This is a genomic window from Actinoplanes sp. NPDC048796 (genome assembly GCF_040650035.1).
In the GTDB taxonomy this organism is placed as follows: Bacteria; Actinomycetota; Actinomycetes; order Mycobacteriales; family Micromonosporaceae; genus Actinoplanes.
Map to the genome: position 1 here is coordinate 369,110 of NZ_JBEZGO010000007.1, position 15,749 is coordinate 384,858.

The 15,749-nt window shown below is 71.2% G+C and carries 8 protein-coding genes; 3 read left to right on the forward strand and 5 right to left on the reverse strand.

Annotated elements, in window-relative coordinates:
- Positions 1–116 precede the first annotated feature (116 nt).
- Complete coding sequence (locus AB0C26_RS28880) at positions 117–3,407, forward strand: hypothetical protein (RefSeq protein WP_360253836.1); 3,291 nt, start codon at positions 117–119, stop codon at positions 3,405–3,407.
- A gap of 20 nt (positions 3,408–3,427) precedes the next feature.
- Here AB0C26_RS28880 and AB0C26_RS28885 read toward each other — a convergent pair whose 3' ends face one another.
- Both AB0C26_RS28885 and AB0C26_RS28890 read right to left on the reverse strand, forming a co-directional pair.
- A complete protein-coding gene (locus AB0C26_RS28885) occupies positions 3,428–4,396 on the reverse strand; it encodes an endonuclease/exonuclease/phosphatase family protein (RefSeq protein ID WP_360253838.1) in 969 nt (322 codons plus the stop codon).
- An 89-nt stretch (positions 4,397–4,485) separates the two neighbouring features.
- Entirely contained in the window at positions 4,486–6,954 is a 2,469-nt protein-coding gene (locus tag AB0C26_RS28890) for a LamG-like jellyroll fold domain-containing protein (RefSeq protein WP_360253840.1), read from the reverse strand.
- A 191-nt stretch (positions 6,955–7,145) separates the two neighbouring features.
- Between AB0C26_RS28890 and AB0C26_RS28895 the strand changes: the two genes are divergently transcribed.
- Entirely contained in the window at positions 7,146–8,651 is a 1,506-nt protein-coding gene (locus AB0C26_RS28895) for a sensor domain-containing diguanylate cyclase (RefSeq protein ID WP_360253842.1), read from the forward strand.
- Positions 8,652–8,775: 124 nt separating this feature from the next.
- Here AB0C26_RS28895 and AB0C26_RS28900 read toward each other — a convergent pair whose 3' ends face one another.
- The 3 genes from AB0C26_RS28900 to AB0C26_RS28910 all read right to left on the reverse strand — a co-directional run bounded on the left by AB0C26_RS28900 (position 8,776) and on the right by AB0C26_RS28910 (position 12,754).
- Positions 8,776–9,399 carry a hypothetical protein gene (locus AB0C26_RS28900; protein ID WP_360253844.1) on the reverse strand — a complete coding sequence of 208 codons (624 nt, stop codon included), beginning with the start codon at positions 9,397–9,399 and terminating at the stop codon, positions 8,776–8,778.
- A gap of 63 nt (positions 9,400–9,462) precedes the next feature.
- Positions 9,463–11,601: an FUSC family protein gene (locus AB0C26_RS28905; protein WP_360253846.1), complete on the reverse strand. Its 2,139-nt coding sequence runs from the start codon at positions 11,599–11,601 to the stop codon at positions 9,463–9,465.
- Between the two features lie 10 nt (positions 11,602–11,611).
- Complete coding sequence (locus tag AB0C26_RS28910; RefSeq protein ID WP_360253848.1) at positions 11,612–12,754, reverse strand: acyl-CoA dehydrogenase family protein; 1,143 nt, start codon at positions 12,752–12,754, stop codon at positions 11,612–11,614.
- 45 nt (positions 12,755–12,799) lie between these two features.
- On the opposite strand from AB0C26_RS28910, the gene AB0C26_RS28915 reads away from it, so the two are divergent.
- The gene (locus tag AB0C26_RS28915) at positions 12,800–15,739 is read left to right on the forward strand and encodes a glycine--tRNA ligase (protein ID WP_360253850.1); all 2,940 of its coding nucleotides are present in this window, start codon (positions 12,800–12,802) and stop codon (positions 15,737–15,739) included.
- The last annotated feature ends 10 nt before the right edge of the window (positions 15,740–15,749 follow it).

The following is a 15,749-nucleotide window of genomic DNA, read 5'->3' on the forward strand; positions in this document are numbered from 1 at the left end:
CCACCGTCGGCCGTGCCCGTCGTCAGCCCTGGGTTGGTCAGACCTCGGGTGGACGCGCGCCTGACCCGCGTCGACCATGATGGACGCCTCGGATACCTCAGCGAGGGAGTTCACGAATGGCCAGGACGCTCAGCTACGCCGACGCCGCGCGGCTGCTCGGCGGTGGTGACAGCAAGCTGGTCACGGCCCTCGACAATGTCGCCGGCGGCCTGCTGCTGGCCGCGGTGCCCGCCTTCCCCGCGGTGCTCGGCCTGTTCGACGCCAAGGCCGAGTTCGCGCGCCTCGGAAAGGAACTGGTGCGCGACGCCGCCGAGAAACGCAGCGGCCTGTCCCGTCACAACCGCACCCGGCGGATCGAGGCCGCCCACTCGGTTCTCGTGGTGACCGCCTTCTTCGAGGAGATGGCCGGCGCCGACCTTCCCTTCCGCTTCGCCGACCTCGAGCTGACCCGCGCCGAGCAGGAGTCGCTGGCCGCCGGCGGCTCCGGCGCGGCCGCGCAGGTGCTGGCCGGTGACGGCCTGGCCTACCCGGTGCCGCTGCCCTCGCCCCACGAGCCCGACGAGGAGTTTCATCGACGGCTCAAGACGTATTACCGCGAGCTCGCGGTGTCGACGCTGAGCTTCGTCCAGGGCCTCGCGGCCGTCGACCGCCTGCCCATCCATGCCCAGGAGCGCGCGGCCGAGGTGCTCGAGGAGCTGCCGGAAAAGGCCGTCGAGCGCTACGACGGCCTCCTCCGGCAGTTGGCGGCCGACTTCCCCGAGGTCGCGCTCTGGTCGGCCCGGCGTCATCACGCCGTGGTGGGGCAGCTCGCCTCCGCCATGTCCGGCATGCAGCGCCTGCTCACCGACATCTCGACCGGCCGTCTGCCCGACGACCGCCGCGCCGCGGTGGCGAACGCCTACCGCGCGGCTCTCGACCGCCCGATCGTCGAGTCGTCCGATGCCCCACCCGGGTTGCGCATCCCGACGCTGGCCGAGGCCTACGTGCAGCCCCGGTTCCGGGTGGCCCGGGTCCGGCCCGGTGTCCCGCCCAGCGACGAGCGGTGGTGGTCCTCCCAGGCCGTCCGCGCCGACCTGGACGAGTTCCTGACGGGCCACCTGACGTCCCCCGAGGCCGTCGTCGCCCCGCTGCTGGTCCTGGGACAGCCCGGCTCCGGCAAGTCGGTGCTGACCAAGGTCATGGCCGCCCGGCTGCCGGCCGCCGACTTCCTGCCGATCCGCGTCGTGCTGCGCGAGGTGCCGGCCGACGCCGAGTTGCAGGACCAGATCGAGTACGCCATCCGGGCCGCCACCGGTGAGCGCGTCGAGTGGCCCGCCCTGGTCCGCTCCGGCCCCGACACCCTGCCGGTGGTGATCCTGGACGGTTTCGACGAACTGCTGCAGGCCACCGGCGTCAGCCAGACCGACTACCTGGTCCGGATCGCTCGCTTCCAACAGCGGGAGGCCGACCAGGGCCGGCCCCTGGCGGTGCTGGTCACGAGCCGCACCAGCGTGGCCGACCGCGCCCGCGCCCCCGAGGACACTGTCGCGCTGCGCCTCGAACCCTTCGACGAGGACCGCGTACGGGCCTGGCTTGACGTCTGGAACGCCGCCAACGCCGGCTGGCTGCACACCCGCGACCTGGCGCCCCTGCCCGCGCCCACGGTCCTGCGCCACGAGGGCTTGGCCGGTCAGCCTCTGCTGTTGCTGATGCTCGCCCTCTACGACGCGGACGGCAACGCTCTTCAGCGCCTGACCGGCGACCTGGGCCAGGGCGAGCTGTACAGCCGTCTGCTCCGCAACTTCGCCACCCGCGAGATCACGAAGCACCACCCCGACCTGGACGACCGCGGCCTGGCCCGGGCCGTCGACGAGGAACTGCACCGGCTGGCGATCGTCGGCCTGGCCATGTTCAACCGGGGCACCCAGTGGATCAGCGAGCCCGAGCTGGAGTCCGACCTGGCCGCCCTGCTGGTCTCGTCCTCCCCCGCGAGCCGCTCCGACATGCGCGCTCCCCTGACCTCCGCCGAGAAGGCCCTGGGCCGCTTCTTCTTCATCCACCACTCCAAGGCGTCCCGGGACGGCGCCGACCTCAGAACCTACGAGTTCCTGCACGCCACCTTCGGCGAATACCTGGTCGCCTGGATCGTCTGGCGCGCCCTGCGGGAGATCGCGGCCCGCGAGGCCGTATCCGAGTTCTCGCTGAGCGCCGCCCCCGCCGACGACGACCGGCTGCACGCCCTGCTGTCCTTCGCGCCCCTGTCCAACCGTCTGCCGGTCCTCACGTTCCTCGTCGAGAACACCGTCGCGGTCTCGCCGGACGAACGGGCCCGCCTCGCCGAACTCACGATCCGGCTCTTCCGGGCGGCGCACCTTCCCCGCGTCGGCCGGACCTATGAGGCTTACCAGCCACGCCACCAAACGGTGCCGGCCCGGCATGCCGCCTACAGCGCCAACCTGGTCCTGCTGACCGCCTGCCTGGTCGACGATCTCAGCGCCCGCGATCTGCTCGGCCCGAGCGCCGACCCGGTCGGCGCCTGGCATCAGGAAGCGCTGCTGTGGCGTTCCCAGCTCAGCAGCGACGAGTGGTCAGGCATCGCTGACGTCCTCCTGCTGGACAGGACGTGGGAGGGTGAGCAGCGGAGTTTCCGGCTCTCGATGACGGGCGATCCGTCTCCTCGGCCGGTCGACCCGGCGTGGACGTATGGCCTGCCGTACACCGACGGCCGGCGGGATACCTACGCGCAGCACGGCGCCGGTCAGCTCATCCGCAAGGCCAACCTCCAGTGCGGAAACCTGGACGACGTGCTGATGCACACAGTGCAGCCGTTGCTCGGGCGGCTGGGCCAGTCGGTGAACGCCTTCCTGGGGTCGCCGGACCTGGGATATGTCTCCGCCGCCCATCTGCTGCTCACCGCCTGGTTGCTGCCGTTGGGCGAGGCGACGGAAGACGACCGGCTCAAGGTCTACCCAGCTTGCGTCGAGGCGATAAGAGCCCTTGGATCGGATGAGGAGCAGGACGCGGCCCGGCTCATCTTCGATCGTCTCGCGACTGATTCCGGCGCGACCCTGGCTGTCGTCGCCGAGGTTCTGCGCCGGTGCGTCAAGATGCAGTTTTTCCTGTCAGTCCCGACTGTCGAGGCGCTCGCTCGCTGCGTCCTCCCCTATCTCGAATCGACCACCCGATATGAGGCGGATGATCTGGCGAACCTCGCCAAAGACGTGAACCTCATGCTGGATTTCCCCGCCAGCGATGACTCGGAACTGATCGCTCGCGTGTGGGTCACGGTCGCCGAGTTGGGGATTGCCACTGCCTACAAGGCAGCTCATGCCGGCTGGGACGCGTATCCGGAATTGACGCGACGGTGGCGGAACGCAGCCCCGTGGGCGGATCAGCCGGAACCGCTCGAGGATGCCGGGGCTGCGTGAAAGGAAGGCATGAGGAGGGCCTAGAACTCGAAGGTCGCAACCACCGGGGCGTGGTCGGACTCCGGGAACTTGATGTCGGTGGCGAAGGACTGGGACTCGTCGTGGAGGAGTTCGTTGTGGATTTCCGAGCCTCGGTAGTGGGCGAGCATGGTGCGGGTGACCAGCATGTGGTCGAGCATGTCGCCGCGGCCCTGGTGGAAGAGGGTGTAGCGGGAGGACTCGGGGACCGTGGTCTCGATGGGTACCAGCACGCGGCCGGCCAGGGCGCCGTTGCCGGTGTCCTCCACCTGGCCGCGGATGGCCAGGACCGGTACCTCGTCGGGGGTGGCGTTGAAGTCGCCGGCCACGACGATGCGGGCCTCGGGGTCGGCGTCCAGGAGCTGGTCGACCAGGCGGCGGACCTCCAGGGCCTGGGCCATGCGCTTCATCGACGAGATGAAGCTGCCCTCGGCCCAGCTGTCGGCGCTGCGCCAGGTGTAGGCGTCGATGGTCTGGCCGGGGATGTCGGAGGGGATCTTGCTTTTGAGGTGGACGTTGATGACGTGCAGGGGGGTGCCGCCGACGTTGAGCTCCACGTGCAGGATGGGGCGCTCGACGTTGATCTCGATGGGGTACTGGTCGGGCGGGTTGGCCGTCAGGCGGCGGTAGGTGGGTGCTTTGACCAGTTCGTTGCGGAGCTGGTGGCGGGCCAGGACCGGGAGGTGGGTGGCTACGACGAGGTTGCGCTCGTTGTAGACGCCGTCGTCCTTGGGTTTCGTGCTCACCAGTTCGGCGCCCTCGAGGTTCGTGCCGGCCAGCAGCTCGCGCAGGGCGTGCAGGTCGCGGGGCTGGCCGGGGCGTTCCTGGCCGTGGACCTCTTGGAAGCAGGCGACGTCGGCGCGCAGCCGCTTGATCTGCGGGCGCATGAGGGCGATGCGGTCGGCGAGCGACGGGCGGACGCCGGCCGGGGTCTCGTCGAAGTTCTCCAGGTTGAACGTCGCGATGCGCATGTGCCGAATGTAGGACTTGAGCTGGGAAAACACTGTCCTAGATCCAGCAGCATGGAGGCGGGTCGATGGACCCGCCCCCATGCGCCGGGTCAGTTGCCGGAGGCGTACAGGTCGGCGATCTCGGCGGGTGACAGAGCGCGGTCGTACAGATGGACCTGATCGACCGTGCCGTCCAGGTAATCGACCGGGTTGCCGCCGTACTTGCCGCGGCCTATCACGGTGTTGCCGGTCGGCGCGGCCTGCGGCAGGCAGGCGCTGACCGAGCCGGCGAGCGTGCCGTCGACGTACAACCGCAATTCGCCCTTGACCGTGTCCCGGACGCCGACCAGGTGGTACCACTGGCCGACGGTGGGCTTGACCGGGGCCAGCGCGCGGACGCCGGCGAAACTCATCGCGAAGCGCTGGTCGGCGCCGGAGTACTGAAGGAAGAAGTCGCTGTTCTGCGGGCCGTCCTGGCTGACCACCGTCTGGAAGCCGCCGTCCGCCTTGTCGAGCTTCACCCAGGCGGCGGCCGAATAGTCCGAGGCGGTGTTCAGGAGCGGCGAGCCGGCGTCGAGGAACTCCGACGAACCGTTGAGTGCCACACCCTGCCCGTTGTGTCCGTCGACGAAAGAACCGGCGGGTGTCAGACCGCCGTAGGAGGAGTCGAGCGGCCAGAAGGCGATCCCGGTCAGGCCGGGCGTGCCGGCCGGCGGTTGCGGCACCGCGGCGCCGGAGCCGTCGGCCGATTTGATGATCTTCTGGTTGATGGCCCTGACCTGGCGCAGGTCCATCTTCGTGACCTGACGGTCGTACGTGAAGAAGCCGTTGAGCTCGCCCTCCACGTCCGAGAGCTGGGTGTAGATGGCCGCGCTGATCCCGCAGTACTGCGCCGAGGTCAGCACGTCCTGCTGGTTGGCCACGTACTTCGCGGTCAGGGTGGCCGAGTCGGGCGTCATCTCGTACGCCTGGCCGTCGCCGAACCACATGTGGTTGGAGGTCTTCAAGCCGTAGCCGCCGTGCTCACCGTCGATCGACACGCGGGTCGCCGACGGCGCCGGGGACGCCGGACCCAGGTACTGATGGAAGTCGATCACGTCGCCGCGGCCGGAGTCGCCCTTGGAGTTGCAGCAGTTGACGCCGCTGTGCGCGTTGACCAGTCGGGACGGGTCCTGCGCCTTGACCGCGTCGGCGATCCGGCCGGTGGCCGCCCGGTCCCACTCGCCCCAGCCCTCGTTGAACGGCACCCAGGCGATGATCGACGTCCAGGACGCGTGTTCGCGGACCATCTCGTGCAGCTCGGCCTCGAACTGGTCGCGCCACTCGGGCGGGATCGGGCCGGTGTTCGCCGCCGGCATGTCCTGCCAGATCAGCAGGCCCAGCTTGTCCGCCCAGTAGTACCAGCGGTCCGGCTCGACCTTGATGTGCTTGCGGACCGCGTTGAAGCCCATCGCCTTGTCCTGCTGAAGATCCCACTTGAGGGCGGCGTCGGTGGGCGCGGTGTGCAGGCCGTCGGGCCAGAAGCCCTGATCGAGGTTCGCCATGTTGAACACGATCTTGCCGTTGACGGTGATGCGGAGCTTGCCGTCGGCGCCCTTGGCGGTGCCGACCGTGCGCAGCCCGAAGTACGAACCCACCGTGTCGACCGTCTTGCCCGCGCTCTGCAGGGTGACCGTCAAGTCGTACAGGAAAGGATTGTCGGGGGTCCACAGCTTGGGTTTGGTGATCGGCAGGGTCAGCTCGGTGCCGGCGGCGCCCGTCGCCGTGCCGACGACGCGGGAGCCCTCGCGCGCCACCGCCTTGACGGTCAGGCCGCTCCCGGTCGCGTTGACCTTGAGGCGCAACGCCGACAAAGACGGCGTCGACACCAGCTCGGTGATGCTCGCGCTCGGGACCGGCTCTATCCAGACCGTGCGCCAGATGCCGGAGCTGCCCTGATAGAAGATGCCGCGGTCGCTCGTACGGCGCTGCTTGCCGATCGGCTGGCCGGTGGCGTCGGTGAGATCCTCGGCCCAGACGATCAGCTCCTGAGGGCCGGTGCCGGTCAGCGCGTCGGTGACATCGGCGTCGAAGCCGTCGTAGCCGCCCCGGTGCGTGGCGACCTGCGTGCCGTTGACGTAGACCTTCGCGTCGTAGTCGACGGCACCGAAGTTGAGGCGCAGGCGGTTGCCCGAGCCGACCTTCCAGTTCGCCGGAACGGTGAAGGTCCGGCGGTACCACATGCGGTCTTCGTGCCGTTGGATGCCGCTGAGGGCGGATTCGATGGGGTACGGCACCAGGACGCGCTCGCCGAGGCTCTGCCCGGTGGGTACGGCCTGATTGACCTCGGCCTTGGCGAACTCCCAGACGCCGTTGAGGTTCTGCCACTTGTCGCGGGTGAGCTGCGGCCGCGGATATTCGGGGAGGGCGTTGGCGGGGCCGACCTGGCTGGTCCATGGGGTGGCCAGCGGCGGAATGCCGGGGTGCCAGGTGGGCGGGGCGCTGGCGGCGCCGGCGGGGGCGGGGGCGGCGCCGGCGGGGGCGGCCAGGCCGAGAGAGGCGGTGATCAGGAGGGCGGCTAGCAGGGCATGTCTCTTCACGCGCGATGGTCCCTTCGGTCGCTCGTGTTACGCCATGAGCCAACACATTTCAACAATGTTTCACAGGTAGCGTCAAGGACTCATGGACGTCGATGTTTGCCCGAAGGGGCAGGGAACCGACGTGCACCCGGCTCGCACTCGACCGGCCCGTCAAGCTCCGGCGCCCGCTGCCGACTCATAAGGGCATGAGCGTGAGCAGTGAAATCCGGCCGTCAGGCCCGGAGACCGTCGACGAGCCGCAGGATGCGCTGCTCTCTGACCTCGTCACGTTCATGACCAAGGACACGCCGTCGGTCCAGCACGTCCTCGAGCTGACCGGGGCCCATCTCGTGCGGGCGGGTGGCCTCACCGCCGCGACGGTGTTCGAGCTCGACTCCGAGACCGGCCTGCTCTACCCGACCGCCCAGCTCGGTGAGCCCGGCAAGCGCGACAACTTCACCGCCGGCAAGGTGTTCCGGCTGGCCGCGGGCGCCGCCCCGAAAGTCACTGGCGAGCAGATGCCGATCCGGCTGCGCATCGGCGGGCAGACCGTCGGCGTGCTCCTGCTCACCGGCGGCAACCTGGAGGCGCTGCGCACCGACGTGCTCGCCGCGCTGGCGCTGCACTTCGCCACCACCCTGCAGGGCCTCGCCGCCGAGAAGCAGCGGCAGTGGGTCTCGCACAACACCACGATCATTCGGCGCCTCTTCGAAGAGGGCATGACCGCGACGAGCGTCGAGGCGGCCGGCCGCATCCTCACCAGCGCGGCCGCCGACGGCTTCCGGACCGAGCACGCCGCGGTCTGCCTCATCGACGCCACCGGCAAGATCAGCTACGTGCACGGGGTCAGCTCGCCGGACGACGAGGCCTTCGCCACCGCCCTCGGCGAGGCCATCGACCAGACGCCGATGTGGCGGGCGATCAAGGACGGGAAGGTGGCGCTCGTCAACGACGCCTCGACGGCCCAGGTCCTGCCGAGCGGGCCGGTACGCCGGATGGAGCTCAAGTCGTACATCGCCATGCCGTTGATGTCGGCCGAAGGGCCGGTCGGCATGATCCTGTGCGGGGACTCGTCGACGCCGCGTGAATGGACGTTCCGGGACCGGATCTTCGCCGAGCAGCTCTCGGTCGAGGGTACCCTGATCGTCGACAGCGCCGGCATGCGCCAGGCCGCCCAGGCCCACGTCGCGCAGCTCAGCCACCAGGCGTTCCACGACTCGCTCACCGGCCTGCCGAACCGGTCGTACCTGATCGACCGGGCCGAGCGGGCGGTCAGCGACGCGGCCTCGCACGGTGGCCAGGTGGCGCTGATGGTGCTCGACCTCAACGGCTTCAAGCAGGTCAACGACACCGAGGGCCACCAGGCCGGCGACGCCCTGCTCCAGCAGGTGGCGAAGCGGCTGCTGGGCGCCGTCCGCGACGACGACGTGGTCTCCCGGCTCGGCGGCGACGAGTTCGCCATCCTGCTCACCCGCGACCCCGACGACGCGGTGGCGTCGGCGGTGGCCGAGCGCATCTGCGACCGGCTGCGCCAGCCGTTCACCATCGACGGCAAGCAGGTGACGGTGGGCGGCAGCGTGGGGATCGCCCTCTACCCGGAGGACGCGACGGACTACGAGGCGCTGATGAAGGGCGCGGACGCGGCGATGTACGAGGCCAAGCGCGACACCAAGCAGTACGGCGGCGGCCAGCGCCGCGCACGCCCGCAGCTCGGCTGAAAAAGGAGCCGCAACGCTCAGCCGACGAGGGCGGCGGCTCTCGGCGGGACAGGCGACGCTCAGCCGACGAGGGCGGCGGCTCTCGGCGGGAAAGGCGACGCTCAGCCGACGAGGGCGGCGGCTCTCAGCTGAAGAGGGCGGCGACCGAGATTCCGACGACGGCGCCGGCGGCCAGGAAACCGGCGCCGAACTTGCGGGTCTCGGGGAACCAGGCGGAGCCCGCCCCGACCAGCAGGTAGAGGGGTACCCAGGCCCAGAACGGGGCGGAGAAGCCGGCCAGCGATGGAAAAGCCGTCATGGAGCCGAGCGAGAACAGGCACGGGCCGGCGCAGCCGAGGGCGATGCCGGCGAGAAGGCCGGCCAGAAGACCACGGTCGATCATTTCGGCGGGTACGCGGGGTGAGGCGACCGTGAGGGTCGGATCGGCGTCGCCGGGCAGGTGGACCAGGGTGATGACGTAGCCGGCGGGGTCGTGGATGACGAGGACGCGGCCGTCGGGGCCGGGGCCGTCCTCGACGCGGCAGCCGGATTCCTCCCAGAAGTGGCGGATCTCGTCGGCGATGGTGCCGGTGGTGTCGCCCAGGTCGGGCAGGTGGCCGCCGCGGAGAATGCGAGGGCCGGGGCCGGGCGGCGGGCGCAGCAGAGCAGCCGGGACCGGGACCAGGCGCAGGCCGGCGTGCGCGTGCAAGGTGGCTTCGAGGCGCTGTTCGACGCCGCGGGTGGCCTCCGCTCGGCTGGGTCCCTTCACCCCGCCGACGATGCCAGCCTTTCGCCCGAGATTTCGTGAAACGGGAGGAGCGGGCCGAGGGGGTCAGGCGGCGCCGTCGGCTACTCGGGAGGCTCGGGCTCGTAGGGTTTCGCCTGGTTCGGGGTGGGGGGCCAAGTCGTCTCGGAGGCCCAGGAGCCAGACTCGCAGGTCGGCTATGACGTAGAGGTCCTGGCCCAGGTCGTTGGGCCAGGGCACGGGGACCGGCGGGGGTACCGGCGGCAGGGCCGCGCCCCGGCGCAGGCTGGACTCGGCCCGGGTGTAGCAGGCGGCCACGTCCTCGGCCGAGGTGGTCAGCTGGGCTTCGCACGGCAGGAGGCCGCCGGCCGGGCAGGAGCGGATCAGGGCCTCCGCGCCCCGGACGGCGTGGTGGCCGGCCAGCAACGTGGCCTGCCAGTCGACCGGGGAGTCCGGGTGGTGTTCGCTCTGGTAGAGCGCGAACGACGCCTCGGCCAGCAGGCTCGCGCCCCGGGCGGCCGGCAGGGCCGAGGCCTGCGCGGAGCCCTGGGCCATCACCGCGACAGTCTCGCGGACGACGTCGGCCGACGCCGCCATGAAGTTCGCCGCCGCCCGGCGCAGTTCGCCCGCGCCGCCGCGGGGCCAGGCGAACAGGCCGATCAGCACTCCGACCACCGCCCCGACCACCACGTCCAGCACCCGTACCTCGGCCAGGCGCCAGTCGACCGGCGTGACCTGGGCGAAGACCAGCGTGATGACCAGCGTGAACAGCGCCTGCGCCCAGCCCAGGCCGAGCAGCGGGCCCGAGGCGAAGCCGGCGATCATCACCAGGGGGAGGGCCACCACGTACACCGTCGGGTCCAGGCCCAGCAGCAGCAGGCCGGCCGCCACCACCGAGCCCCCGATCGTGCCGATCAGGGCCGGCTTCAGCGTCGAACGGGTCTCGGCGGCCGACGCCCGCAGCACCGTCAGGATGGTCAGCAGCACCCAGAAGCCGTGCGACAGGTCGAGACCGCCCGCGACCAGCCGGGCCACCGCCAGCGCGGCGGCCAGGCGCAGCGCGCCCTGGAAGGCGACCGACCGGGGCGTCAGGTTCTCCCTCAGGCGGTGCCACCAGAGGTACGGGGTGCTGCGTCCCGCGTACCAGAACGAGCCCGGCACCAGCGTCGCCGGCTTCTCCCCGGCCGCGATGCGCACCGCGAAGACCAGCGACTTGGTCCACTCCCCCAGGGTCAGTGCCAGGGCGCCCAGCTCGAGCCGTTCCGGGGGCAGGCCGCTCGGGTCGGTCTCGGTGCGGGCCCGGCGGAAGTCGGCCAGCGCCGCGGCCAGCTTGTCCGTGTCGGGCAGCGGTCCCCGGCCGTACAGCCACTCGGCGACCGTGTCCGTGCAGCCGGCCGCCGCCCGCAGCAGCCGGGCCGACGCCGGCAGCGTGACCGCCTGCCGGTCCTCCAGGAAGTAGAGGTCGGCCGCCCGGCCGACCAGCAGGCGGGCGGTGCCGGCGGCCGCGCTGAGCGCCCGGTCCCGCCGCGACGCCGACGCCGGCCGCAGCCCGGGTGGGAGCCGCGAGGGCCGCAGCGCCTCGGCCGCCTCCGTCACCTCAGGCAGCAGCGCCGCCAGCCGCGACCGGCCCGGAGCGCCCGAGGCGGCCGGCGAGCCCGACCATTCGTCGGCCAGGGCGTCGAAGCACGACGAGAGCAGCGCCACCGCGCGGGCCAGCCGCTCCCGGTACGGCGTCGGGGTCGGGTCGGGCCACAGCAGGAGTTCGGCCGCGGCCAGCAGCACCACGGCCATCGTCACGCCGGCCAGCCGCTGCGGGAGCGAGCCGGGATCGTACGGCGGAAAGCACGGCAGGATGTAGAGCAGCTGCATCCCGGCCGCGAGCCCGACCAGGCGGGGCCCGCCGACGCCGACGAAGCTCACCGCGAAGCCCAGCACGAACATGCCGGCCGCGGCCGCCCAGTTGCTCACCGACAGCAGCGTGCCCACGCCGACCAGCGCCCAGGCCACCGGCAGCACGGCGATCAGCGTCGCCGCCCGCTGGCGGGGACTGCCCGGGATCTGCGACAGCGCGCCCAGGGCGACCGTGCCGAACAGCGCGTACGGCGCCATCGCCGGCAGGTCGAGGACGTACCGGCAGAGATAGAACCCGAGGCAGGCGACCAGCGTGACGCGCACCGCGCGCCGGATGGCGAGAAGCCCCGGGTCCCGCCGCCGTAACCATTCCATCCGGGGATTATCAGACGAAGGCGCTCTCCCCCGTGATGGCCCGGCCCACAATCAGCGTGTTGATTTCCCGGGTTCCCTCGTACGAATAGAGGGCTTCGGCGTCGGCGACGAAGCGCCCGATGTCGTAGTCGAGCACGATCCCGTTGCCGGCCAGCAGCTCCCGGGCCCAGCCGACCACCTCGCGCATGCGGGTCGTGCAGTACGCCTTGGCCAGCGCCGAATGCTCGTCGCGGTACTGCCCGGCGTCCTGCAGCTGCGCCAGCCGCACGCACATTCCCAGCGATCCGGTCAAATTGCCCACCATTCGTACGAGCAGGTCTTGCACAAGCTGGAACGAGGCAATCGGCTTGCCGAATTGAGAACGATCTTTGGAATAGGAAAGGGCGATCTCGTACGCCGCCAGCATGACCCCGACCGCCTCCCAGGCGACGCCGCTGCGGGTCTGCCGGAGCACCTTGGCCGTGTCCTTGAAGGAGTTCGCGTTCTCGAGCTTGGACGACGAAGGAACCCGGACGCCTTCCAGGACGATGTCGGCGTTCTGCACCGTACGCAAAGCGATCTTGTTCTCGATCTTCGTGGCGGTGAGGCCGGGCGTCTCCCGTGGCACCACGAAGCCCTTGACCTGGTTGTCCTCCGGATCACGGGCCCACACCACGATCAGGTCGGCGAACGTCGCGTTGCCGATCCAGCGTTTCCGCCCGTCGAGGATCCACGAGTCCCCGTCGCGGCGGGCCGTCGTGCGCAGCCCGGCCGCCACGTCCGAGCCGCCGGTCGGCTCGGTCAGCGCGAACGCCCCGATCTTGTCGAACGACGCCATCGACGGCAGCCAGCGCTCCTGCTGCTCCGGCGAGCCGCACGTGCGGATGCTGCCCATGGCCAGGCCCGCGTGCACGCCGTAGAAGGTGGCCATCGACGCGTCGGCCCGGGCCATCTCCAGGGCGAGCCAGCCGCTGAGCAGGTTCGAGCCCGGCCGGTCGGCGATGTCGAGGTCCGCGTACCTCTTGATCAGATGATGGGGGAACTCCGCGCGGGCCCAATGGTCATTGGCGATCGGCACGACCTCGGCGTCGAGGAAGTCGTGGACGCGCCGCACGACGGCGGCCTCGTCGGTCGAAAGCAGGTCCTGAAAGGCGTAAAGATCACCGTCGAGCATATTTGGCTCACTACCCTCGTGCGGCGCGTCTTAGACTTCCGTCCCATGCTCACCATGCAGGACGCACTGGCCCGGTTGACCGCGTACTGGACCGCTCAGGGATGCCTGACGGTCCAGCCGATGAACACGGAGGTCGGTGCGGGGACGCTGAACCCGGCGACCTTCCTGCGCGTGCTCGGCCCGGAGCCCTGGCGGGTCGTCTACACCGAGCCCTCCGTGCGGCCCGACGACTCGCGGTACGGCGAGAACCCGAACCGCCTGCAGACGCACACCCAGCTCCAGGTGATCCTCAAGCCCGACCCGGGCAACCCGCAGGAGCTCTACCTGGGTAGCCTGGCCGCCATCGGCATCGACGTGAACGCGCACGACGTCCGCTTCGTCGAGGACAACTGGGCCTCCCCCGCGCTCGGCGCCTGGGGCCTGGGCTGGGAGGTCTGGCTCGACGGCCTCGAAATCACCCAGTTCACGTACTTCCAGCAGGCCGGCAACCTCAACCTCGACCCGGTGTCGGTGGAGATCACCTACGGCATCGAGCGCATCATCATGGCGCTTCAGGACAAGACCCACTTCAAGGACATCGAGTACGGCGACGGCATCTCGTACGGCGAGGTCTTCGGCCAGGGCGAGTACGAGATGTCCCGGTACTACCTGGACGACGCCGACGTGGCCGCCAACCGGCAGCTGCTGGAGATCTACGCGGGCGAGGCGCAGCGGCTGATCGACGCCGGTCTTCCGGTGCCCGCTCACACGTACGTGCTGAAGTGCTCGCAGGCTTTCAACGTCCTCGACTCGCGCGGCGCGGTGTCCACCGCCGACCGGGCCGCCGAGTTCGCCCGCATGCGGCGCCTGGCCGGCGAGGTGGCCAAGCTGTGGGTGGCCCGCCGCGACGAGCTGGGTCATCCGCTCGGCCTGGTCGAGGCCCTGCCGCCGGCGGCGCCGTTCTCCACCCCGGCCGAGCGGGCCGAGCCGCGCGCGCTGGTCTTCGAGATCGGCACCGAGGAGCTGCCGCCGTCCGAGGCGCGTGCCGCGCTGGCCTATCTCCAGCGCGCGGTCACCGAGGGCCTGGCCGGCACCCGGCTCGAGCACGACGAGGTCCGGACCTTCGCGACACCGCGGCGGCTGGTCGCGGTGGTCGCCTCGGTCGCGGCCAAAGAGACCGATCATGTACGGACGGTGAAGGGCCCCAAGGTCGGCGCGCCCGAGAAGGCCGTCGAGGGGTTCGCCCGTAGTCAGGGTGTCGCGGTCGGCGCGCTGCTGACGGGCGAGGTCAACGGCGTACAGCACCATGTCGTGGAGAAGCACGAAGCCGGCGGCGCGGCAGCGACCGTGCTGGCCGGCGTGCTCGCGAAGGTCGTCTCCGGCCTGCGCGCGGCCAAGAACATGCGGTGGAACGACCCGCAGCTGTCGTTCAGCCGGCCGATCCGCTGGCTGACCGCGCTGTGGGGCGACGACGTGGTGCCGGTGGCGCTCGGCACCCTGGCCGCCGGCCGGCAGACCCGGCTGCTGCGCACCTCGGAGACCCCGGTCGTCGAGATCGCGTCGGCCGAGACCTTCATGGAGACGCTCGCCCTGGCCGGCATCGTGGCCGACCCGGAGGACCGGCACGACCTGATCGTGACCGGCGCCCAGGACCACGTCTACCCGGAGGGCCGCATCGACGTGGCCGGCGAGGCGGCGCTGATCGAGCAGATCAGCTACCTGGTCGAGGCGCCGACGCCGCTGCTGGGCACGTTCGACGAGAGCTACCTGTCGCTGCCCGACGCCGTGCTGACGACCGTGATGCGCAAACACCAGCGGTACCTGCCGGTGCGTGACGCGGAGGGTCAGCTGCTGCCGATGTTCGTGACGGTCGCCAACGGCCCGGTCGACGTGGAGCTGGTGCGGGCCGGCAACGAGGCGGTGCTGCGGGCCCGGTACGAGGACGCGGCGTTCTTCTACCGCGCCGACCGTTCGACCTCCCCGGCCGACATGCGCGAGCGCCTGACCCGGCTGACCTTCACCGACAAGCTCGGCTCGATGGCCGACCGGTCGGGCCGGATCGCGGCGCTGGCCCTGTCCATCGCCGACGGCCTCGGCCTGGGCTCGGCCACCCTGGGCCGCGCGGCCCGCCTGGTCAAGTTCGACCTCGGCTCGCAGCTGGTCACCGAGATGACGTCGCTGGCCGGCGTGATGGCCCAGGACTACGCGCTGCACGCGGGCGAGCCCCGCGACGTGGCGGCCGCCGTCTACGAGGCCGAGCTGCCCCGCAACACCGGCGACGCGCTGCCGGCGTCGATCCCCGGCGCCCTGTTGTCGCTGGCCGACCGCCTCGACCTGGTCACCGGCCTGGCCGCCACGGTGGGCCTGCCGACCGGCAGCAGCGACCCGTTCGCCGTACGCCGGGCGGTCCTGGGCCTGCTCGCCGTGCACCGGGCCCACCCGGCCCTGTCCGGCTTCTCCCTCACGTCGGGCCTGTCGGCCGCGGCCGCGCAGCAGCCGGTGCCGGTGCCGGCCGAGGTGCTGGCGGCGGCCGGCGAGTTCCTGGCCCGCCGCCTGGAGCAGGTGCTGACCGAGGAGGGCGCCCCGGTCGACCGGGTCCGGGCCGCCCTCATCCACTACGACCGCCCGTCGGTGGTGGACGGCCTGCTCACCCAGCTGGACACGCTGGTCGGCAACCCGGACTTCGTGGCGGTGGCCGCGGCCATCCAGCGGGCCCGCCGCATCCTGCCGGCCGACACCGCCGCCGGCTACGACCCGGCGGCCCTGGTCGAGCCGGCCGAACTGGCCCTGCACGAGGCGGTCTCGGGGGTGAAGACGGACTTCGGCACCGACCTGGCCGCCTTCACGACGGCGGTGGGCCCGCTGGTCGCCCCGCTGGCCCGCTTCTTCGACGAGGTCTTCGTCATGGCCGACGACCCGGCCCTGCGCGCCGCCCGCCTGGGCCTGCTGGCCACGGTCCGCGACCTCGGCGCCGGCCTCCTCGACTGGCCGGAGCTGCGCCTCTGACCGCACCCCC

Coding starts and splice junctions, on each gene's coding strand:
- AB0C26_RS28880 (WP_360253836.1), top strand. CDS start 117: ATGGCCAGGACGCTCAGCTACGCCGACGCCGCGCGGCTGCTCGGCGGT.
- AB0C26_RS28885 (WP_360253838.1), bottom strand. CDS start 4,396: ATGCGCATCGCGACGTTCAACCTGGAGAACTTCGACGAGACCCCGGCC.
- AB0C26_RS28905 (WP_360253846.1), bottom strand. CDS start 11,601: ATGGAATGGTTACGGCGGCGGGACCCGGGGCTTCTCGCCATCCGGCGC.
- AB0C26_RS28910 (WP_360253848.1), bottom strand. CDS start 12,754: ATGCTCGACGGTGATCTTTACGCCTTTCAGGACCTGCTTTCGACCGAC.
- AB0C26_RS28915 (WP_360253850.1), top strand. CDS start 12,800: ATGCTCACCATGCAGGACGCACTGGCCCGGTTGACCGCGTACTGGACC.